Source organism: Acinetobacter schindleri CIP 107287 (genome assembly GCF_000368625.1).
Taxonomy (GTDB): Bacteria; Pseudomonadota; Gammaproteobacteria; order Pseudomonadales; family Moraxellaceae; genus Acinetobacter; species Acinetobacter schindleri.
Genome location: NZ_KB849576.1, coordinates 1,012,538 through 1,034,067 on the forward strand (window position 1 = coordinate 1,012,538; position 21,530 = coordinate 1,034,067).

Consider the following 21,530-nt stretch of genomic DNA (forward strand, 5'->3'; position numbering starts at 1 on the left):
GGTGGCTAAAGCTTTATGATCTTTAAACCACCGTGGACAAACTTATCATCCAACTCAACTGCATTTGAATGCAGCTTGGTTTCAGCAAAATGCAGTATGTCAGTTTCTGGAAAGTGTAGTTTCCTTGGATTGTTCCAGTATCGTCATTTTATTTCCTTCTTCCTGAAGAGCTGGATTGATGCGACTGCTCTTTAATTTGATCTGCAAACGCATTTCATTACTTGAATCTGCATTACGCAAGGCTTCATCATAAGAAATAATTCCCTGGTTATACAAATCAAATAATGCCTGATCAAAGGTCTGCATGCCGAGTTCACGCGAACGCGCCATAATAGTTTTCAGCTCGTAAAAATCTCCTTTACGGATAAAATCAGACACCAGCGGCGTATTCAATAAAATTTCAACGGCAGCGCGACGACCTTGCCCATCCTCGATACGGATCAAACGTTGCGAAATCACAGCTTTCATATTGGCGGATAAATCCATTAATAGCTGATTGCGGCGTTCTTCCGGGAAGAAATTAATAATTCGGTCTAAAGCCTGATCGGCATTATTAGAATGCAGGGTGGCCAAACACAGATGACCGGATTCAGCAAAGGCAATCGCATGCTCCATACTTTCGGTATCCCGGATTTCACCAATCACGATCACATCCGGTGCCTGACGCATGGTATTGATCAGCGCGTTATGCCAGGAAACACAATCTACGCCAATTTCACGTTGGGTAATCATGGACTTTTTATGTTGATATACGTATTCCACAGGATCTTCTATGGTAATAATATGTCCTTCAGAATAGGTATTGCGGTGATCAATCATGGCTGCAAGTGTGGTAGATTTACCAACACCTGTCGCACCTACAATCAGAACCAGCCCACGTTTTTCCATAATCACTTGTTGCAAAGAGTTTGGTAGTCCTAATTGCTGAAAGCTTGGAATCTCCGTAGTAATGGTTCTGATTACCATCCCAACATTATGCTGTTGCTGAAAGACATTGACCCGGAAGCGTGATACACCCGGTACACTGATACCGAAATTGCATTCCATCACTGATTCAAATTCCTTGATCTGTCGTTCATTCATTAAAGCATAGGCAAACAAACGGGTTTTATCCGCTGCCAGTTTTTGCTGACCAAAAGGTTTCATCAAGCCCTGCTGTTTGATACTTGGTGGAAAATCTGCGGTAATAAAAAGATCGGAACCTCCATATTCAACCACTTTGGTCAGCATATGGTGCATAAATTTACGTGCTTCATCGAGCAATTCGGGTGTATACATATCCAGATCCCTCAGATCATGTCCATCGCGCGATATAAAACGGTTTGATGCAGATCCTGAAAAATTATTGTTATTGTGAAATCACTTATTTTTTGATGTATTTATAAATATATTTTTAATGATTATTATTCTGTATGTTCTACATAGTAACGGTGCTGATCGAAACTTTATAAGCAGTCTTCCTCTCAGTAGCATTCACTCATGCCTTTCCCCCAACAGTGTGAGGAAAGGCATGACCGTAAATTTAAGCACTACGCTTTAAACCTTCCAGTCGCAGTGAATCTGTCATATTTAACAACAGTTGTTCGGTTTTTGTCCAGCCCAGACATCCATCTGTAACCGACTGTCCGTAAACCATACCATCTGAAATTTTCTGATTGCCATCAACCAGATGACTTTCCAGCATCACACCGCGAACATTGGTCTGTAGGCGTTCTGCCACGATCTGCTCTAAAACTTCCGGTTGTAACATCGGATTTTTGGAACTGTTGCCATGGCTACAGTCAATCACTAATGCTGGCAATTCCGCTGAATGTTTGGCTTTGATTTTCTCGATTTCAGATAACTGGTAGTTCGGACCACTATTTGATCCACGCAGAATCAGATGGGCTTTTGGATTGCCTTTGGAATTTAAAATACATGGTAAACCCGATTGGCTCATGCCCAGGAACTGATGCGGATGAGAAGCTGACTGAATCGCATCTAAAGCAATCTGAATCGAACCATCAGTGCCATTTTTGAAACCGATGCTGTATGGCATTTGGCTAGAAATTTCGCGGTGGATCTGAGATTCACTGGTACGTGCACCAATCGCACCCCACGCCAGTAAATCATCAAAATACGCCGTCGCCATTGGACTGAGGATCTCCGAAGCAATCGGTAAGCCCATGCCAATAATGTTCAGGTAAAGTTCGCGGGATTTTTGCAGACCCAGCTGCATATTGGATGAACCATCCAGTGCAGGGTCGTATAGAAAACCTTTCCAGCCGACTGTGGTACGAGGCTTTTCAATGTAAGCTCGCATGACCAGGAAAATCTGATCAGAAATTTGAGCCTGTAACTGTTTTAATTTTTCTGCATATTCAAGTGCGGAGGCTTCATCATGGATGGAGCATGGTCCGGTAATCACCATCAGACGGTGATCTTTACCCTCTAGAATGTTCTGTATGGTTTGTCGCTGTCCGGCAATCTGTTCAGCCAATTGTGGAGACAATGGCAATTGTGCTTTCAATTCTGCCGGCAGGCTTAATAGAGTTTCAGTTTGCTGTTGTTGTGATGTAATAACGCTATTCATGACTTTCATCCTTTGGACTGATCAATACAGTCCGAACTTTTATTTGAGCTTTATGGGTCTATGTGTCTGTGTGCTAAGGTTCATCAACTGGTTAAAGTAGAACCAATAAAAGTTGCTAAAGTATGAATAGTTAAAGTAAGTCATGGCTGTCTCCAAAATTAGTAAATATAACAAGCATAAAAAAACCTGATCAGGGTTGCCGATCAGGTATAAACTGGGTGGGCAACCTTTTACTTGCCCGAACGCATTCAGGCAATCATCTAAACTGCCAGAAATAATAATAAGCGTTTAAGTTTACAGGTTGCTTGAGCATGTTATGTAATTCATAAAAATGTGAATATGAAATTTAAAATACGCGGTATATCAGTATTTGACAAGTAAAAATTGTAAAAAAAATATTTATTAGTGTGGCTATTTTTATTTATCAATCCACCTATTTGTCATAGCTATACCAAAGTTTGACAAGATCTGAAGCTACCTCAGACCTTGTCAAGATTCAGTGACTCATTATTAAAGCAGAATCAACGTGAAACACGGTTCCAGGCATCGCGGATCGCATATTTAGCCTGCTCCCAGTTCAAACGTGACTCGCCTTTTACCTGTTCCCATTTGATTCTTAAATCGGATTCGGCATCTTCAAAACGGGTGTTAGCATCATAATGGGCACGATTTTCATAACCGACCTGATACGCCGTATGATAATCACGATCATAATCCAGATCGCTATAACTTGTACGTGCTTCAGTATAATAAGGCGTATTTAATGAATTTTCACGCCAATATGCTTCTTCTTCGGTTGGGTTTACCACTTCACCTACACCATGACCCGCTAACCCGCCAACCACTGCACCGACTACGCCACCGACAGCAGTTCCAACCGGACCAGCAGCAGAACCAATTGCTGCACCTGCAGCTGCACCGCCTGCAGCACCGACACCTGTACCTACCGGATGCGCACCCGGTTCACCAGTAATTGGATCGGCATTTAAATCATCACGTACTTCTTTCGGAGAATTCTTGATTAAATCACGATCAAAATTATCATTCGACATAGAGTTTATCCTTATTGTTGAAAATGGTTTTCTTAACGCATATCAATATGCTTTCATCACTATAAAGCTTTGAACTAAAATGACTTTAGAAGGCTTGTGCGGATTCAGTTAAGCTCTGTGAGGGTTTAAGAGGCAAATGTATCCAATTTAAAATAAATAAACATAAAAAAGACCGGTATTTACCGGTCTTTTAAAATTAATCCGCTTAGTCAAAATGAATCACTGTACGGATCGACTTGCCTTCATGCATCAGATCAAATGCTTCGTTAATCTGCTCAAGCGGCATGGTATGGGTTACAAATGGTTCCAGCTGGATATCACCTTTCATGGCCTGTTCAACCATTCCTGGCAATTGTGAACGACCTTTTACGCCACCAAATGCCGTCCCCATCCATTTACGACCAGTCACGAGCTGGAATGGACGGGTCGAAATTTCTTTACCTGCACCAGCGACACCAATAATGACTGATTGACCCCAGCCACGGTGTGCACATTCCAGTGCAGAACGCATTACGTCGACATTACCGATACATTCAAATGAATGATCTACACCCCAGCCTGTCATTTCCACAATGACTTGCTGAATTGGCTTGTCATAGTCTTTTGGATTTAAAAAGTCGGTTGCACCGAACTGTTTTGCCAGTTCAAATTTGTCAGCATTGGTATCTACTGCAATAATACGGCTGGCTTTGGCTTGACGGGCACCTTGTACTACTGCCAACCCGATACCACCCAGACCGAATACTGCAACCGTATCGCCTTCCTGTACTTTTGCTGTGTTATGTACTGCACCAATACCTGTAGTGACACCACAGCCTAATAAGCAAACGTGTTCATGATTTGCTTCCGGATTGATTTTCGCCAGAGAAACTTCAGCAACCACGGTATATTCAGAGAATGTTGAACAGCCCATGTAATGGTAAATTGGCTCGCCATTATAAGAGAAACGCGTGGTGCCATCCGGCATTACCCCTTTACCCTGAGTCGCACGTACAGCAACACACAGGTTAGTTTTTCCAGATTTACAGAACAGACATTCACCACATTCAGCAGTATATAGAGGAATCACGTGATCACCTGGTTTTAAGCTGGTGACACCTTCACCTACTTCAACCACCACACCTGCACCTTCATGGCCCAGAATTGCCGGGAATACACCTTCAGGATCTTCACCAGATAAAGTGAAGGCATCAGTATGACACACGCCCGTATGGCTAATTTTTACCAGAACTTCGCCAGCTTTCGGTGGTGCGACATCAACTTCAACGATCTGTAATGGCTCGCCTGGACCGAACGCTACCGCTGCACGTGATTTCATTTAAAACTATCCTTTGTTTGCTGATTTAACAGATGACTAACAGTAACCTCTTTCTATTCTGAGATTCAACCATTAACATCCTTAATATGGGAAGAATAAAGCCAAATAATTAATGGAAACTCAATGACTCACCGAACTAAAATACTTTGTATCAGTTTTATTAGCTTATCCATTTTTTTGACAGGCTGTGAGTTAGATCCAAACACATCGACTAAAGCAAAAATTACACCGGTACAATCCCAGCACTGGATTCAAAAAACCGAAGCCCGGGAAAATGTTCAGGAAGGTTTAACCGCTTATTTACCGCTATATGACGGTTTCATGAGTATTGCAGCACGGCTACACCTAATCAATCACGCCAAGCATCATCTTGATTTGCAATATTATATCTGGAACGATGATTTTATTGGCAATCTGGTATTGTCCCAGTTGCTGAATGCCGCCGATCGCGGAGTTAAAGTCCGGCTATTAATTGATGACCAGAATGGTACTCAGCTGGATGATAAACTGCTTGCGCTGAGCCAACATCCTAATATCGAAACCAAATTATTTAATCCTTATAAATTTCGTCACTTTCGCGCCCTAGATTATGGGCTGCGTTTAAAGAAAGTGAATCACCGTATGCACAATAAATTGATCATTGCCGATGGCAGTGTGGCTGTCACCGGTGGCCGTAATATCAGCAGTGAATATTTTGAAGCCAGCAATGATTTTCAGTTTACCGATGTCGATATTTTCTTTGCCGGCAATGCGGTCACAGATGCCAACCAGTCTTTTATCGACTTCTGGAATGATACGCTGAGTTATGATATCCAGCAGATCTTAGAGGAAAGGTCTAAACCGGATGATTTGGTTGAATTAAGAAAATTATTTGCTCAAACCCGTTTGGATGCCAAGGAAACCCAGCGTCGCGTCAATATTGCCGAGCAACAAATTGCCAAACAATTACAGTCACAACCTGTGCAATGGGCCAGTGCGCACTTTGTTGCCGATTCCCCCAGAAAAGCACGTCACACGATAAATGATGAAGACTTCATCTATACCCAGATGTTAGATCTGATGGGTGAACCAAAAAATCAGTTAGACCTGGTGTCTTCCTATTTTGTTCCCACCCAATGGGGAACGGATTATCTGAGCAAGCGTGCCCGAAATGGCTTGAAAATTCGGGTAGTCACTAACTCATTTTTGGCGAATGATGTGCCTGTGGTACATGCCTACTATCAGCAATACCGTAATCAATTGCTCAAAAATGGTATAGAAATCTGGGAATTTAAACCTTATATCGAACGTCGGGAACGTACCTGGTATGAAAAAATGACAGGTAATGTGATTCCAGCTAAAAATAAAAACAGCTCCAGCCTGCATGCCAAGTTTTTCCATGCGGATGGCAAAGTCTTTATCGGCTCTTTTAACTTTGATCCCCGTTCAGCACGCCTGAATACTGAAGTCGGACTGGTGATCGAATCAGAGAAACTTCAAAATGAAATTGCAGCATCGTTAGATAAATATCTGCCACGTATTGCTTATCAACTTAAGCTGAATGATAAAGGGGAAATTATCTGGCTGGACCAACAGAAAGACGGAAAAATTTTAAAATTTACCCATGATCCTGAAACAACCCGATTCCAGCGTTTTATGATGCATTTGGTCACGACTTTTCCGGCTGAATGGGCAATGTAATGACAAACAGATGACAAAATTGAATTTCCACCTCATTTTAGAGATTGTTAATTTTAGGATTAATTGAAAATCGTGCAGGTTTTAGACGTTTATTCGATCAATGCTGTCATGATCTGTACCACAGCTCTAGATTGCCTTAAAATTACACTTTTCCAGTTTTATGCGAAGTTTTTTCGCCACACTCCCATGCAATTTTTTGATTTAAGCCGCCAGTTTAAGTTAAGTGATATCCTCACACCAAACAAAACCCTTCAAGAATTATCCGCTCAGGAATGGTTTCTCGCCAAAATCCGTGTAGAGCATGATTGTATTTCTGATACAGAAGTGATTGAAGGTCAGGTTATCATCCAGTCCAATGAAAATATCCAGATTGAAATGGAATGGCTGATTCAGGATTCTGGCTATGATCTGCAGGTGCTCTTTAAAGGTGTAGAAACTGAAGTCAATGAAGAAACTTTGGTCGTCGTCAAAGGTGCGAAACTGGTTGATGAGCAGCAACAATTACTATCTTCACAAGCTTTGAGTTTATGGATCGATGGCACGCTGTTGCCTTTATTACCGAATATTCGTCGTGAAATTAAATCTCGTTTAAATCTTTGGGATTATGTGGAATATGATGGTTAATATTTAAAGCCATCACTAAAACATTTAAGGGCGATTCAATCGCCTTTTTTATTTTAAAATTTCTATAGAGATGAATGGTAAGTCGTAATGTCTCGGCAATTTTATATATGCTCTATGCTATGTTAATGAAAATAATAAAAAATGAAGATAACCTTATGATGGTAAATATTCAGCCTCAAGATTGGCTTAAGATCCGGAATGTCTTTGCTGATGCCCAGCGTGCTGCCATGCACTGCTCGGTATCTACAATCACCTCTGATGGATTTCCTACAAGCAGTCCCATCGGCACTTTATTTTTACATGAATATAAACCCACAGGCTTTTTCTTTGACCGCTACTGTACCAGCCTGAAACAGAACCTTCCACATAGTTCGAAAGCGTGTATTCAAGCAGTAAATAGTAGCCAGTCATTTTGGCTAAAATCTTTAATGAGCGGTAAATTTAGCAGTTATCCAGGAGTACGTTTATATGCGGAAATCAGTGAACTGCGACCTGCAACTGAAACTGAACTGGAGCTGGTCCATCGTAGAATAAAACTATTAAGATGGACCAAAGGCAGCCGCCTGATCTGGTCTGACTTTAGCCATGTTCGGGATTTTCAGGCGCATGGTTTTAAATGGGTGGAATATCCACAAATGATGCCGGATACATAGATTTAATACTTACTATTAGTTGGTAATTAACTATAAATATGCATGCATTTTATTTTCTTAATCCCAAAATGAAATATGTGCTTCAATCAAGATAGATTTAACGTAAACAGTATAAGTATTGCATTCACCTTTATTGCTAAAACCTAAATCAGTCCAGCATCTCTAAACAATTGCCGATAGGCTTCCGCCTTTTTCTCCAAAGCCAATGGATAGGCTCGTGATGATGATGGCATTCGATAGAGTTTTAGTTCACGTCCAGCAAAATGTGCTTTACTCGGCTGCCCGATAGCAGGTTTTTCTGTGCCTTCAGGCATGGATAGCATCAGGGTTTCGGTCGCTTTATCGCCTGTGGTCATAATGCTATGACATAAAGGCATCTGAACAAGCAGTTTGTTGAGGTCAGTTGGCGTAACAATTTCCAGAAATTTATCTGAAGCATTCCCTTTCAATCGCCGGATCTGATACGCCGTATCAAAAATCGCAATACCTTTTTCCAGCAAAAATTCCCGAATCAGCATCTCCTGAAAATTCTTATTGGCAATATCCAGAAAGTAATCTTTATTATGAAAGAAAATTAAACCAAATATCCGCCACATATCATTTTGATAATTTGGATAATAGAAACGCATTTTCCAACGTGTTTCTGGTGGCGGAAAACTGCCCATCATCAGAAGTTTGGAATTTTCCGGTAAAAAAGGTTCTAGAGGATGGGTTTCAATATCCGACATAAAATTCCACTAAATTAGTGTATAGAAATTCTATTCTAAAATTTTTGGCGGATTTTTGTAGCAACTTCCTGTCCCCAAAGCGTATAAACTTCTTTACTCGGGTGAAAACCGTCTTTGGCCATTTCCAGATTGAGTGCCTGATATTGTTTGATATCGTACTCAATCCACTGCATATTGGCTTTCTTGCTGACAAATTTCTCCAGCTCAGAGTTCATGGCTTTGGCATAATGACCAAATAACCAAGCTAATGGATTTGGTAAAGCCGGGAACATGTTCATTGGTGGAACACCGGCCGCGATAATTAACTCAGGACTAAAGCGACTTTCAATCGCCTGATAAAGTTTCTGCTGCTTTTTAATCCACACATCTGCGGGTATCAGCTTGGTAACATCATTTACACCGACTGAAGTCACTACAACATCATAGTGTTCAGCCGGAATTTTTTCTAATACGCGAATGACGTTGGAAGTCGCATCTCCCGTTTTCGCCTGAAGTTTCCAGCGAATCTGATAATCTTGCTGGAGCTGACTTAAGATTGCCCCAGTTAATGCGTCTTCTTGATGATCTACCCCGACACCGGCTGCTGCCGAATCTCCAACAATCAGGATGGATAAAGGTTTCCCTTGCCCAATCAAACCTTCGCGTTCCCCAGCAGGTTCTGGTAATCGTAGCGTTTTTTTCTTGACGCGATTACCCTGGATGACTAGAGCAGGTATTAAGGCAATCGTAGCAGCTTTGAGCAACATAATGGATTAATTTATATAAGGATAGGATTAATTTTACCCCAGTTTATAATCTTCAAGTAACAACTTAATAGTCACTTTTTATGAATATTCACATATTTATATTTCTATCCATTTCTATGCCTTGTCCCCTAATAATGGCTGTAGTATTTTAAAAAAGTATTCGCCATTATTATAAAAAACAATTAATAATCAAAAAATTAAAACACAATATCAATATATACCGCTTAAAATTCTTCTTAATAATTCTGTATTAAAATTAAAGTATAGAAATAAAAAAATCCCGCTTATAGCAGGATTTTACTTCATTATTATTTTACTTAGCTTTGATTTCATTCCAGCGATTTAAACGACGGAATGTTCCAATATCATTAAAGCGCACACCTACTTCTTTCATGACTTTATGTGCGGTCTTGGCAGTCATATGACGGATATAAAATGGCTCTTTTACGACAAAATGATGGATCGCATGTGTTGCACCAAAGTTAAAGCAGAATAGCTGAAATGGCATCATCCACCATGGGTTCAAGACTTGGGTTTGTTTGATTACATCACGCGGGTCAATATCGCCGTAATAATGCATATTTGAACTGACAAACTGTAAACTAAAAGAACGGATAAAGTTGGGAAGCACCCAAATGACTGCCATTAAATTAACCCATGGCATGGCCTCGATTATGCTTTGTGACCACAGCATTTCATAACCAAACATGGGTACGATCGCATTGGAAATATGAAATACTGCAAATACATAACACAAACCGTAGTAAACAATACTTAAAGGCAAAAAGCCAAGCAGCTGTGAAATTTGTGCAATTTTACGTTCTTTTTCAGGCTGCTTTTCCAGAAACAGGTGGATCATTTTGAACATCTGAAATGGCCGCAGATAGACTGACATCAACTGGTCACTGATCACTAAAATACGTCGAGTCCCCCACGGCATACCATTACTGATACCACGTTCTTCCAAGTCACTTTCAGTCCCTGAATATTTATGATGATGTAGATGCAGGCGACGACGTGCCCACGGACTGATCGTATTCGGACGTGCCAACCATACCAAAGCCAGCATTAAATGATGTGCCCATGGCATTTTTTTGAAATACATGTAATGGATCAAATCATGTTCCAATTCATGTGTTAAGGATGCAAATATGGCAATCAGTGGAATGGTGATCCATGCGGTCAGATATCCATAATAAAAGGCCAACGCAGATATAATCATGCCTGACCAGGCAAAAGTCAGAATACTCGCACCAATGAAATTTTGATGTTTCAGGATGGGATATCGTGCTCGCAGGTCCTCGCCAGCCTGCATGACCACAGTTCTGACTTTGGCAATCCGCTGCTGACTGGTCATATCCGAGGATGAAGACATATGTACAACCTTTAATTTATGGACAGGTGTACATTAAAGGAAAATACGGAAAATAAAAGTTAATATTTCTGGTTTTAAAAGCAAGATGTTTAGAAAAAAAGCAGTTGTTACAAAATAAATTTTAATTCAATAAAATTGTATTTTATTTAAGCATTCTATTTTTTAAAATTGAGTAAATATACTAATCTTTAAGGAGATATCTATTTTATAAACTATGATTTCAAAGATCAGATAGCCTGCCAAAAGAGTTAAAGCTTTATAATTTCTCACTACTATTGTAAGGCTTCGGTCAAAAAAATAAGCGTTTAACATATAGAACAAAAAGTTTTCTACTATAATCCTTTAAGCTATCAGAAAGAATTTAACAATATATTGATATTTAAAGAAAAATATAGAAAATTTCATATAGCATACATAATATTAATTTTAGAAGGACGGAGAGAACCTTTATAAATATGTTGTACAAAAAACATTATTTTCTTAACATACCTGTCGGTTGGTATGTTGAATATGAAGGTGTTGAAATGAATGCTCTTCTTTTAGCCTATGGCTTATTAGGATTGGCTATAATTACAGAAGTCATAGGTAGTACTTTTTTAGTTAAATCAGAAGGTTTCTCAAAACTATTTCCAAGTATTATGGTGGTAGTTTTATTTAGTATAGCTTTCTACCTGTTATCGCAAGTAATCAAGACGATTCCATTAGGCATTGCATATGCAATATGGGGAGGAGTAGGTATTGTTTTAACAGCAATAGTTGGCTACGTTCTATTCAAGCAGACTTTAGATGGTCCAGCATTACTTGGTATTGCTTTGATCGTATCTGGAGTCGCCATTATCAACCTATTCTCTCAATCCACAGGTCATTAAGTGAAAAAAATGCAACAACCTAAGAAACAACCTGAACTTATTCGAAAACGTATTATTGAACAAGCCATTATATTAGCTTCTGAAAATGGTACTCAGGCTGTTTCTATTCAGAATGTTGCAAATGGTGTGGGAGTTACAAAAGGCGGAGTTTTTCATCATTTCGCCAATAAAAATATTTTAGTTGACGCAATGATTTCTGAAATTATCCTGCACCTTGATCAAGCGGTAGAAAGCTTAATTGCAGAAGATGATACTGAATATGGAAAGTTTACCCGCGCATATATACAGAGTGCTTTCATGACATGTATAGATGGCTTGGTGTCTCCTTGGACAGCTTTAACTAAAACAATGATCAGTGATCCAACATTCAATAAAAAGTTTGGGATATGGTTTAAAGAAAAATTAAAGCAATATTCAGAGACTGATAATTATATAGAACTGGAGTTTATTCGCTTAGCAACTGATGGTTTATGGCTTCAAACCGTAACAGACATAATCGATGAACAAAACTCATTACATTACAAGGATGAACTAATAAAAAGAACCTATTTAATATAAGGGCGGCTATACAAAATTCAAAATAAATGCAGCAAAAACTACGGTTTTAATCTTATTTTTTTGATTTCTTATAAGAGTGTTAGATTGATTCTATATACAGACCTTTCATAACTTCCCAAGTTTGATCATTTGCAGGAATAAAATGATCAATTCTTAAAGAATCTTCTGTACTCCCATTTGGTATTCCAAATGTTGTGAAGGTTGAAAAAAACTTCAAATCATTTTGTTTAGCTTTAATGTGAATTAAGACCAAGGACGGCATTGATGGCATGAGGTATTTAAAATCTTTTGAATAATGATATTTTTTTAAACGTTCAGCTAATGCTAAATTGCTAATCGCCTCCTTCGAAGCTCTATGCCAGATAATACTTTTTACTTCATTTACATTTATAATTTGAGCAGTAAATTGATCAGTTTCAAAAACTAGATCCAATAAATTTATGGAGTTAGCCTGTAGTTGTGGAAGCTCCATAAAGTCTAATAGTGCATCCACACTTTCATTTATTTCTACAATATCCCAGTTCCTATTTAACACAAATGCTGGAGCTGGATTCTGATTGTGTAAAATATGATGAAGTGCCTTAGCAAGCATATTTTGATCTTGCATCTGAATCACTGGCTTATATCTTGGTGCATATCCTGAGGCTAAAAATATAAGATTGGATTGTTCAATTGGAGCATTCAGGGCACAAAGAATAATATGCAGTGTATTAGCACTGGGTATAACTTTATCCGTTTCTATACAGCTCAAATAGCGTTGAGATATACCTGTCATCATAGACAAATCTAATTGACTTAACTTTTCATTTTTTCGAAGCATACGTAATTGCTGTCCAGCACTTTGATCTAAGGGTAAGACGGTATGCATCATATTGTTCTCATTAAAAAATTGATTTTATGACCTTATTGGTTATTGAGTTCAAATTGTCCTTTTTATAAGTTCATTGCATGAATAGCTATTTTTAATGAAATGAACTTTTAAAATGAATCCAATAATTTCAAAAATTATCACCCAATTGATTACAAATCCGGTATTACAAAATATTCGTTTCAATCTACACGAAGTAAAACGTAATTTAACTTTTTCTAAAGCGACAATACATTACTTTCATCAACCTGATGATCCATATAGCCAGTTAAGTGCTTCATTAATTGCGCAATTACAACAGCGTTATAAAGTTCAAATTCAGACGTATTTACTTGACCAGCCTTCAAAACAAATTAACCCCGATCAAGAACGATTAAATGAATGGGCAAAACGGGATGCGGCTGAGCTGACGAAAAAATTTAATTTAGCACCTGTGCATCAAGTTTCGGCCCCCAATGGAACCACGCTATTGCATCAATTAGGTCACTATTCAGGTGCAATGTTCTATTTTGAGGGAGAATGGTATTGGGGAATTGATCGTTTACATTATCTAGAAAGAAGATTAATGAAAATAGGATTATCAAATGATTCTGATTTAGAACCTTTAACCTCGCCACCCCCACTCCTTTATAAGGAAATGCCAGAAAAAAGGATAAAGCCTATAATTCACTTTTTCTGTTCTTTACGTAGTCCTTATACTTGGCTTGCCTTGGACCGTATTTTTCAATTGGCTGAACATTATCAAGCAGAATTGAAACTTCGTTTTGTCCTGCCTATGGTAATGAGAGGATTGCCCGTTCCAATTGAGAAGCGTTTGTATATTTTATTAGACTCAAAACGAGAAGCTAACCGGTTAAATTTACCCTTTGGTTGTGTAGTTGATCCTGTAGGATTAGCAACGAAGCAAGGTTTAGCCGTGTTGCATCATGCGATTCAACAGGGAAAAGGTAATGCTTTTTTACATTCCTTTTTAAAAGGTGTTTTTGCAGATGGAGTTGATGCAGCATCAATGAAAGGACTTCATTTTTTAGCAGATAGAGCTGGTATTTCAGAATCGGAAGTTACTGCATTACTGAATGATGAAAGCTGGAAAATCATAGCTGAAGAAAATCGAAAAGAATTACTAGATAAAGGTTTATGGGGAGTTCCATCATTTTATGTGGAAGGATACTCCGCCTTATGGGGGCAAGATCGGATTTGGATGCTTGAAAGAGATTTAATTCAAAGCCTGTCTATCTGAATATTACTAAATGCTTAATTCATTTTTAATGAAAATATTTTGAATATCGATTTCCAAAATTAGGAAAAAATAAACTTATTCAAGAAATAAATCCCGAATTTAACATAATTTCGATTATACAAAGTCAAATTGTAACTCCAAAATAGAAATGTCCGGTTTCTCCAAAGTAAAAATGTCCGCTTTTAGAATATGCGCTTTTGCGATTATCGAAGCGGACGGTTTGATATGTTGGTGTCTATGTCGGATAAAGAACTTAAACGATTGTCGGTCTTGCAGGAAATCTGCGATCAACGCATAACTCAATCCCAGGCTGCTCAGCTACTTCATATCTCAGAACGTCAGATCAGACGCTTACTGCAGAAATACAAAGCTCAAGGTCCAGCTGCATTAGCCCATGCCGGTCGTGGCCAAACCAGCAATTCCAAACTTCCTGAAGAACTCAGACTCAAGTGCCTCAATATTGTTTCTGACCAACTCCATGGTTTCGGACCCACTTTAGCGCATGAAAAGCTCACCACCGTACATGGATTCGATCTTTCAGTAGAAACCCTGCGTTCTTGGATGATTGCAGCCGACTTGTGGATTCCTCGCGCCAAGCGCCTGAAACGCCCATATCAGCCTCGATATAACCGGGATTGCTATGGTGAACTGATCCAGATTGATGGCTCTCACCATGACTGGTTCGAAGGGCGTGCTGCTAAATGCTGTCTGCTGGTGTTTATTGATGATGCCACAGGCAAATTACAGCATTTACGCTTCTGTGAGTCAGAATCAACCTTTGACTATATGATTTCGACACGTTTGTATGTTGAACAGCACGGTAAGCCCTTAGCGTTTTACAGCGACAAACATTCAGTCTTTAGGGTAAATCAAAGCAGCAAGAAAGACACCAAGATTACCCAATTTGGGCGAGTACTCAGTACGCTCAATATCGATATCATCTTCGCCAATTCACCACAGGCCAAAGGACGTGTAGAACGAGCCAATAGAACGCTTCAGGATCGTCTGATTAAGGAGATGCGCTTAGAAGCTATCAGTTCGATTGCAGATGCCAATGCCTGGCTGCCCTGCTTTATTGAGCAATTTAATCGTAAATTTGCCAAGATGGCCTTTAATCCTAAGGATCTCCACCGGACTGTCACTGAAACAGCTGAAGAATTAGATGATATTTTTACTTGGCGTGAACCCCGCAGAGTCACCAATAGCCTGACCATTACTTATGATAAATGTGTATATATTCTGGATAATATCCAAGAAAATCAGAAGCTGATCGGTAAATATCTTGAGTTTCTAGAATATCCGGATGGTACTGTAGCGATCATGCATGAAGGACGGAAGATCAATTACAGCATCTTCGATAAATTAAGTCAGCTTAACCAGCGAGAGATTGTTGAGAATAAACGTTTAAGTTCTGTATTGCTGCATATTCAACAACAGCATGAAGAACTGGAACAGCAAAACAAACGTAATCGTTCTCAAAAGATGCCAAGCAGACGTGCACAGAAAACAGCAATTCAACAACGAAATCTGAATCCTGTGCTTGACTTGGAAATGTCCATATAGGACATTTCTATTTGGTTATTAGGTAGGACATTTCTAATTGGGAATAACACAAATAAGAAATAGTTAAATATATTTTTAACGATGATTTCTTTTAAAGACCAGGTCACATTTACCCGGTATCTGTTCACCATTTACATTCATGACAAGAGTCGAACCACGTGCTTTGCTCTTACATGCATTTTGCACAGCGGGAGCGCGTATTGCTTCATAGTCCAAGGCATTTACTTGAGCAGGTTTAAAGCCGATCTGACATGAGCCTTTTATGGTATGACCCTCAATTTTAACCGTAAGCTTTACATGAGGTCCTTTTCCCTCACACAATCGGGTCGTATCCGGATTTTTTCCTTCATCAGATGCTGCTTGAGCATATGGCATTGCTGTCAATACCAGAATAATTATAAAAGCTAATTTTTTCATTTGGTTATAAGCCCATATACATATATTCACCAACCCTTAGCTATGCTAAACCATAATGTATAATCATATTTATAAAAAATAATTTCCAGACATTATTTTCTTAATTTTTAAAGTCAAAATGTTTCAATTCCAAAAATAAAAAAGCCCCGTTAGGAGCTTTTTGATCATCCAAACAAGAATTATCCTAGTTTATTCACCAGTTTTAGTGGTAATACTTTCATAGCCAAGCCCAACGGTAACCAAGGCCATTTCGGTACATACGCTTTAACCGGTGCTTTTTCAATTTCAGCAGCCAATAAACGCGAACCCGTTTTTTCGTCTACCTCAAATGGCAGTTTTTTCGCACCTTCATTAATTTCAGTACGAATATAACCCGGGAAAATCGTCGTCACTTTAATAGGTGTATCAATCAGCTCTGCACGAATTCCTTCTGCCAGATGCGCGACTCCTGCCTTACTAGCCCCGTAGGCGGTCAGGTGTTTTGGCATACCACGCATTGCGCTCATGGATGAAATCATGACCAAATGACCTGAGTTTTGCGCACGAAAAATCTCGACTGCAGCTTCACACTGGGCTAAGGCAGAAATAAAATTGGTTTCCACCGTAGCTTTGTTAATAGCAAAGTTGCCTTTTCCAATACGACGACCTTCACCAACGCCAGCATTCACGATAATTCGGTCAATGCTACTAAACTCTTCCTTAAAGGCACGGAATACTTCAAAGACCTGATCATAGTTGGTCACATCCAGGGTTTTGGCAATCACTTTGATCCCGTACTGGTTTTCCAGTTCCTGCTTTAAATCTTCCAGACGTTCCATACGACGCGCACAGATTGCCAGGTTATAACCTTTTTGTGCAAATTCACGTGCCATACCTGCACCAATTCCGGAACTTGCCCCGGTAATTAGAATTGTTTTAGCCATTTTTTATTCCTTTAAAATCATTTTGTTCCAGATCTTTTAGATCCAGGTGAGTAATTCTGGTTGATTTGCCTTAATAAAATGATGTTCATTCAGACTAAGTAACTGCGGTTCATTACCCACCAAACGCAAAGTCGTCATGCTGGTATTGGCAATGGCCCAGTTTAAGGCAAAAGTTTTGCTCGGACTCAAGCCTAGAATTTTCCCTGCTGCCACAGAGATAACGCCACCCGAAGTAAACACTACAGCATAGCGCGGTCTTTTCTCAGCCAGTTCATTGCATAGATCTTGCAATGCAGATTCAACACGGTTTTTAAAGTCTGGCCAAGATTCTTCATATTCATGGTGATAATCTCCCCCCGTCCAGCGTTCAATTGCCCCTTCAAAGATTTTGCTTAAATACGCTCGAGGATTGGCATGTTGTGCCACATCTTCTTTTAATAATTCCGGCTGATTAAATCGCGGCTCATACCTGGCAAAGACTTGGGTATGATTAAACTCATTCCAGGCAGGATTGGTAATCAATTCACTTTCAGGAAAACATTCATCCAGGCAAAGTTGCGCCGTTTGCTGATGACGTTGCATTGATCCCGCAATCACCACAGGTGCTTCTTTAAGAATAGAGTCGAAATAACGTCCAAGTAACTTGGCTTGCAGTTCACCGTTGGGAGAAAGCTGATCATAGCTTTCTGCTCCAAATGATGCCTGGCCATGTCGAATCAGGTAAATGGTGGTCATTTTGGCATTAACTCTTTAAATTTATTCATATACTTCTGGGCAAGATCATTGGCTTCGATCTTTTGTTTGCCAATCAGCTTTAAGGCACGGATATGCAATGCATGAATCACCACCCAAAAATCTTTAAACGCCGGGTTATTGGTTTGTTTATGGTAGTAACGATAATAAATCTGCTGGGCAATTACCGCTAAACGGAAAATGCCAAATACTTCATAGAAGGTCCAATTCTCTGGCTGTAATCCAGTTTTTTCCAAGTAGTAATCCACAACCTCCTTACGGGTAAACATCCCTTTTAGATTGGTCGGCTGACGGCGGGTTGCCTTGAAAATTGCATTGTCAGTCTCTTCCACCCAATAGGCTAAGGCAGAACCCAGGTCCATCAGTGGATCGCCTAGAGTCGCCATTTCCCAGTCCAGTACCCCAATCACCTGTGTTGGATTGTCAGGATCCAGAATAACATTATCAAAACGCCAGTCATTGTGAATCACACAGGTTTTAGAATCGGCAGGAATATTATCTTTTAGCCAGTTACGTACATATTTAAATGAAGGTACGTTAATCGTTTTAGCTTTGTCATAACGGCTATCCCAACCTTCTACCTGACGTCGGCAGTAACCCTCACCTTTGCCTAACTTTTCCAGTTCAGTACCATGATAAGGAACCTGATGCAACTCGATCAGTTTATCAATGACATTGACACAGAGTTCGCGTACCTGAGCTTCATTGAAGTCCAGCTCTTTGGGCAAGTTCGCTCGTGGAATAATGCCTTCAATGCGTTTCATCACATAGAAATCACAGCCAATCACTGATTCATCCTGACATAGCAACAACATTTCCGGAACAACTGGATAGTGATCAGCCAGTGCCCGTTGTACATGATATTCACGCGCCATGTCATGTGCAGATTTGGCCTTGGTGCCTTTAGGTGGACGACGCAGAATTAAATCGGCATTGCTATATTTCAGGCGATAAGTCCAGTTCGACGCACCACCAGAATATTGGGTGACTTCAACTGGACCCTCAATATTTTCACCGTGTTCAATCAGCCAGTTTCCTATAGCGCGGACATCCAGTTCTTCACCCTCACGAACTTTTCCACCGACATCAATGACTGCCATAATATTTCCTTAAAATCTTTTTACTATCTAAATATCTTTAAACTTAAGACTTATTTTTTACGACGCGTACTATAACCACGTTTTGCCAACTCTAATTTTGCAATCATGCCCTTATGTACTTCATCCGGGCCATCTGCCAAACGTAGTGCACGTGCCTGGGCAAAGAATCCGGTCAATGGTGTATCACGTGAAACACCAGCGCCACCATGAATCTGGATTGCCATATCCACGACTTTTTCCAGCACACTTGGTGCCACGACTTTAATGGCCGAGATTTCTGTCAAAGCCGCCATGTTCCCTAAAGTATCCATTTTATAGGCAGCATACAAGGTTAATAAGCGCGCCTGATCAATTGCAACCCGTGCTTCTGCGACCCGTTCCAAATTGCCACCCAGTTTCAAAATCTCTTTACCAAACGCCGTGCGGCTCATGCCACGATCAATCATCAGTTCCAGAGATTTTTCTGCTGCACCAATACAACGCATGCAGTGATGAATACGACCTGGGCCTAAACGACCTTGGGCAATTTCAAAGCCCTGACCAGCGCCCCCAATAAAATTGCATACTGGTACCCGCACATTATCAAAACTAACTTCGCCGTGGCCATGTGGAGCATCATAATCACCAAAGACGGGCAACATACGCTCGATTTTCACGCCCGCAGTATCGACTGGAACTAAAACCATGGAATGCTGATGATGACGGTCTTTAGTTTCATCGGGAGTATGTGCCATAAAGATAATGATTTTGGCATTTGGATCACCCAGACCAGATGACCACCATTTACGGCCATTTAATACAATTTCATCACCTTCAATGACCGCCGTTGCCTGCATATTGGTGGCATCACTGGAGGCCACTGCGGGTTCAGTCATACAGAATACCGAGCGGATTTTTCCCTCTAATAACGGCATGAGCCATTGCTGTTTTTGTTGTTCAGATCCATAACGCCATAATACTTCCATATTGCCGCTATCTGGAGCATTACAGTTAAATACCGTTGGTGCAATCAGACTACGTCCAGACAGTTCAGCAATATGCGCATATTCATTGACCGACAATGCTTGACCCAATTCAGCACATGGCAGGAACATATTCCATAACCCTGCTGCTTTGGCTTTGGCTTTTAAATTTTCCAGTTCAGCCGGCCATTGCCATTTGGTCCAGTCACCGCCCTGATTCAGCTCATGCACCTGATGCCAGAAATCTGCCTCAATTGGCTCGATCTCATCTCTAATAAATTTTCTGGTGCGTTCAACGTAGTCCTGTGCACGTGCTGATAGCTCAAACATGGCAACTTTCCTCTGGATATGATTATTCTGCTTTACAAGACCTTAACCTAAAACCTATTATGAATAAAATGATTTTATTCCATAGTTTAATATGCAACAGATTCATAATGAAAACAGTATCGATCTTCGCAGTTTCCATCGGATCGATATCAATTTATATCCACTTTTTGTTGCTGTCTTTGAACAGAAAAGTATTTCCCGGGCTGCACAAATCCTGTCAATTACCCAGTCTGCTGCCAGTCATGCCTTACAACGTTTAAGGCAGCATCTGCAGGATGATTTGTTTGTACGGACTGGCAGTAAAATGCAGCCAACGCCGTTTGCGGAACAGATTTATTCAGAAATTAAACATGCTCTCATCACCATCCAGAATATTTCCATCCAGAACCAACAATTTGAGCCCACCTTGGTACAAAATCTAAAGATTGCTGTACATGATGAAATTGAACCGATGATCTTGCCAAAACTGGTCGCACATTTTCAGCGTTTTAATCTGGATATTCAGTTTGTCAGTATTAAACTGGACCGAAAGAATATTGTTTCTGATTTAGCAACCCAGCAAGTTGATTTTGTGATCGATCTGGAACAGCCTTTGGGCGACAAAATCCAGTTTGAATTACTGGATCAGGATGAGTTTGTCGTCTGTACTCAACAGCAACAAGTCACGGAAAAAAGTTATCTCGCCTCCCCACATATTGGTGTGTCTTCGCGCCGGACCGGTGTATTGGTTGAAGATCTGTATTTAAGCCGTAATCACCTATCTCGGCAAATTTTCCTGCGTTGTCAGCATTACTCGACGGCGTTACAGATTTTGCAGCAGCATCCCTCAGCGATGCTCACCATTCCCCGAAATGTTTTAAATCATTTGCATATTGATAAAAGCCTGAAAATTTTTGAAGTCCCTGTAAAACTGCAAAAAATTAATATGGGGATGTATTGGTATAAGGATTTACAAAAGAATAAGAGACATCAATTTTTACGGAGTGAGATTAATAAAATTTTTGCTTAGGCTATTTTTATAAGTGAATTTTAAAAATGCTTAGGCTATTTTTATAAGTGAATTTTAAAAATGCTTAGGCTATTTATGGAGCTTTAAAAGTTTATTCCTAAGAATCGCAGCTTGGTTTTTTGTTATTTGCTTAGGCTATTTTGTTTGCTTAAAAAATCCTCGTATAAACGGTTACAAAGCCTTAAGACGT

21 protein-coding genes are annotated in these 21,530 nt (G+C 39.9%); 8 read left to right on the forward strand and 13 right to left on the reverse strand.

The genetic code is table 11. From position 1 onward, the window contains the following. Positions 1-99: 99 nt before the first annotated feature. The 4 genes from F955_RS12260 to F955_RS12275 form a co-directional block, all read right to left on the reverse strand. Positions 100-1,278 carry a PilT/PilU family type 4a pilus ATPase gene (locus F955_RS12260; protein ID WP_004895021.1) on the reverse strand — a complete coding sequence of 393 codons (1,179 nt, stop codon included), beginning with the start codon at positions 1,276-1,278 and terminating at the stop codon, positions 100-102. A gap of 244 nt (positions 1,279-1,522) precedes the next feature. After that, positions 1,523-2,572 carry a 3-deoxy-7-phosphoheptulonate synthase gene (locus F955_RS12265; RefSeq protein ID WP_004809523.1) on the reverse strand — a complete coding sequence of 350 codons (1,050 nt, stop codon included), beginning with the start codon at positions 2,570-2,572 and terminating at the stop codon, positions 1,523-1,525. 521 nt (positions 2,573-3,093) lie between these two features. Further along, the gene (locus tag F955_RS12270) at positions 3,094-3,624 is read right to left on the reverse strand and encodes a hypothetical protein (protein ID WP_004809525.1); all 531 of its coding nucleotides are present in this window, start codon (positions 3,622-3,624) and stop codon (positions 3,094-3,096) included. 205 nt (positions 3,625-3,829) lie between these two features. Further along, positions 3,830-4,942 carry an S-(hydroxymethyl)glutathione dehydrogenase/class III alcohol dehydrogenase gene (locus F955_RS12275; RefSeq protein WP_004895024.1) on the reverse strand — a complete coding sequence of 371 codons (1,113 nt, stop codon included), beginning with the start codon at positions 4,940-4,942 and terminating at the stop codon, positions 3,830-3,832. Between the two features lie 123 nt (positions 4,943-5,065). On the opposite strand from F955_RS12275, the gene F955_RS12280 reads away from it, so the two are divergent. The 3 genes from F955_RS12280 to F955_RS12290 all read left to right on the forward strand — a co-directional run bounded on the left by F955_RS12280 (position 5,066) and on the right by F955_RS12290 (position 7,899). Beyond that, on the forward strand, positions 5,066-6,622 hold the full coding sequence (locus F955_RS12280) for a phospholipase D-like domain-containing protein (protein WP_004895026.1): 1,557 nt from the start codon (positions 5,066-5,068) through the stop codon (positions 6,620-6,622). A 186-nt stretch (positions 6,623-6,808) separates the two neighbouring features. Then, positions 6,809-7,246 (forward strand): hypothetical protein, encoded by a 438-nt coding sequence (locus F955_RS12285; protein ID WP_017401702.1) that lies wholly within the window; start codon positions 6,809-6,811, stop codon positions 7,244-7,246. A gap of 125 nt (positions 7,247-7,371) precedes the next feature. Continuing rightward, complete coding sequence (locus tag F955_RS12290) at positions 7,372-7,899, forward strand: hypothetical protein (RefSeq protein ID WP_051005992.1); 528 nt, start codon at positions 7,372-7,374, stop codon at positions 7,897-7,899. Between the two features lie 143 nt (positions 7,900-8,042). On the opposite strand, the gene F955_RS12295 is transcribed toward F955_RS12290, so the two are convergent. The 3 genes from F955_RS12295 to F955_RS12305 form a co-directional block, all read right to left on the reverse strand. Continuing rightward, the gene (locus F955_RS12295) at positions 8,043-8,627 is read right to left on the reverse strand and encodes a uracil-DNA glycosylase family protein (RefSeq protein ID WP_004895032.1); all 585 of its coding nucleotides are present in this window, start codon (positions 8,625-8,627) and stop codon (positions 8,043-8,045) included. Between the two features lie 35 nt (positions 8,628-8,662). Continuing rightward, positions 8,663-9,373 (reverse strand): SGNH/GDSL hydrolase family protein, encoded by a 711-nt coding sequence (locus F955_RS12300; RefSeq protein ID WP_004895034.1) that lies wholly within the window; start codon positions 9,371-9,373, stop codon positions 8,663-8,665. 313 nt (positions 9,374-9,686) lie between these two features. Continuing rightward, positions 9,687-10,748 (reverse strand): fatty acid desaturase, encoded by a 1,062-nt coding sequence (locus F955_RS12305; protein WP_004895036.1) that lies wholly within the window; start codon positions 10,746-10,748, stop codon positions 9,687-9,689. Between the two features lie 524 nt (positions 10,749-11,272). Here F955_RS12305 and F955_RS12310 point away from each other — a divergent pair. Together F955_RS12310 and F955_RS12315 are read left to right on the forward strand one after the other, a co-directional pair. After that, the gene (locus F955_RS12310) at positions 11,273-11,617 is read left to right on the forward strand and encodes a DMT family transporter (RefSeq protein WP_026056812.1); all 345 of its coding nucleotides are present in this window, start codon (positions 11,273-11,275) and stop codon (positions 11,615-11,617) included. Positions 11,618-11,626: 9 nt separating this feature from the next. After that, entirely contained in the window at positions 11,627-12,175 is a 549-nt protein-coding gene (locus F955_RS12315; protein ID WP_004895040.1) for a TetR/AcrR family transcriptional regulator, read from the forward strand. A 79-nt stretch (positions 12,176-12,254) separates the two neighbouring features. Here the strand turns inward: F955_RS12315 and F955_RS12320 are convergent, their stop codons facing one another. Then, positions 12,255-13,046 carry a helix-turn-helix domain-containing protein gene (locus F955_RS12320; protein ID WP_004895041.1) on the reverse strand — a complete coding sequence of 264 codons (792 nt, stop codon included), beginning with the start codon at positions 13,044-13,046 and terminating at the stop codon, positions 12,255-12,257. A 112-nt stretch (positions 13,047-13,158) separates the two neighbouring features. On the opposite strand from F955_RS12320, the gene F955_RS12325 reads away from it, so the two are divergent. Both F955_RS12325 and F955_RS12330 read left to right on the forward strand, forming a co-directional pair. Next, the gene (locus F955_RS12325) at positions 13,159-14,283 is read left to right on the forward strand and encodes a DsbA family protein (RefSeq protein WP_004895044.1); all 1,125 of its coding nucleotides are present in this window, start codon (positions 13,159-13,161) and stop codon (positions 14,281-14,283) included. Between the two features lie 237 nt (positions 14,284-14,520). After that, positions 14,521-15,846 (forward strand): ISNCY family transposase, encoded by a 1,326-nt coding sequence (locus F955_RS12330; protein ID WP_081400761.1) that lies wholly within the window; start codon positions 14,521-14,523, stop codon positions 15,844-15,846. Positions 15,847-15,921: 75 nt separating this feature from the next. On the opposite strand, the gene F955_RS12335 is transcribed toward F955_RS12330, so the two are convergent. From F955_RS12335 to F955_RS12355, 5 genes are all read right to left on the reverse strand, one after another. Then, on the reverse strand, positions 15,922-16,263 hold the full coding sequence (locus F955_RS12335) for a hypothetical protein (RefSeq protein WP_004895049.1): 342 nt from the start codon (positions 16,261-16,263) through the stop codon (positions 15,922-15,924). A 179-nt stretch (positions 16,264-16,442) separates the two neighbouring features. Then, positions 16,443-17,186 carry an SDR family oxidoreductase gene (locus tag F955_RS12340; protein WP_004895051.1) on the reverse strand — a complete coding sequence of 248 codons (744 nt, stop codon included), beginning with the start codon at positions 17,184-17,186 and terminating at the stop codon, positions 16,443-16,445. Between the two features lie 36 nt (positions 17,187-17,222). Next, the gene (locus tag F955_RS12345) at positions 17,223-17,921 is read right to left on the reverse strand and encodes a histidine phosphatase family protein (RefSeq protein ID WP_004895053.1); all 699 of its coding nucleotides are present in this window, start codon (positions 17,919-17,921) and stop codon (positions 17,223-17,225) included. After that, complete coding sequence (locus F955_RS12350) at positions 17,918-19,039, reverse strand: phosphotransferase family protein (RefSeq protein WP_004895055.1); 1,122 nt, start codon at positions 19,037-19,039, stop codon at positions 17,918-17,920. The genes F955_RS12345 and F955_RS12350 overlap by 4 nt, the downstream gene beginning before the upstream one ends. A gap of 50 nt (positions 19,040-19,089) precedes the next feature. Beyond that, a complete protein-coding gene (locus tag F955_RS12355; RefSeq protein WP_004895058.1) occupies positions 19,090-20,331 on the reverse strand; it encodes an acyl-CoA dehydrogenase family protein in 1,242 nt (413 codons plus the stop codon). Positions 20,332-20,422: 91 nt separating this feature from the next. On the opposite strand from F955_RS12355, the gene F955_RS12360 reads away from it, so the two are divergent. Beyond that, a complete protein-coding gene (locus F955_RS12360) occupies positions 20,423-21,340 on the forward strand; it encodes a LysR family transcriptional regulator (protein ID WP_004895060.1) in 918 nt (305 codons plus the stop codon). The last annotated feature ends 190 nt before the right edge of the window (positions 21,341-21,530 follow it).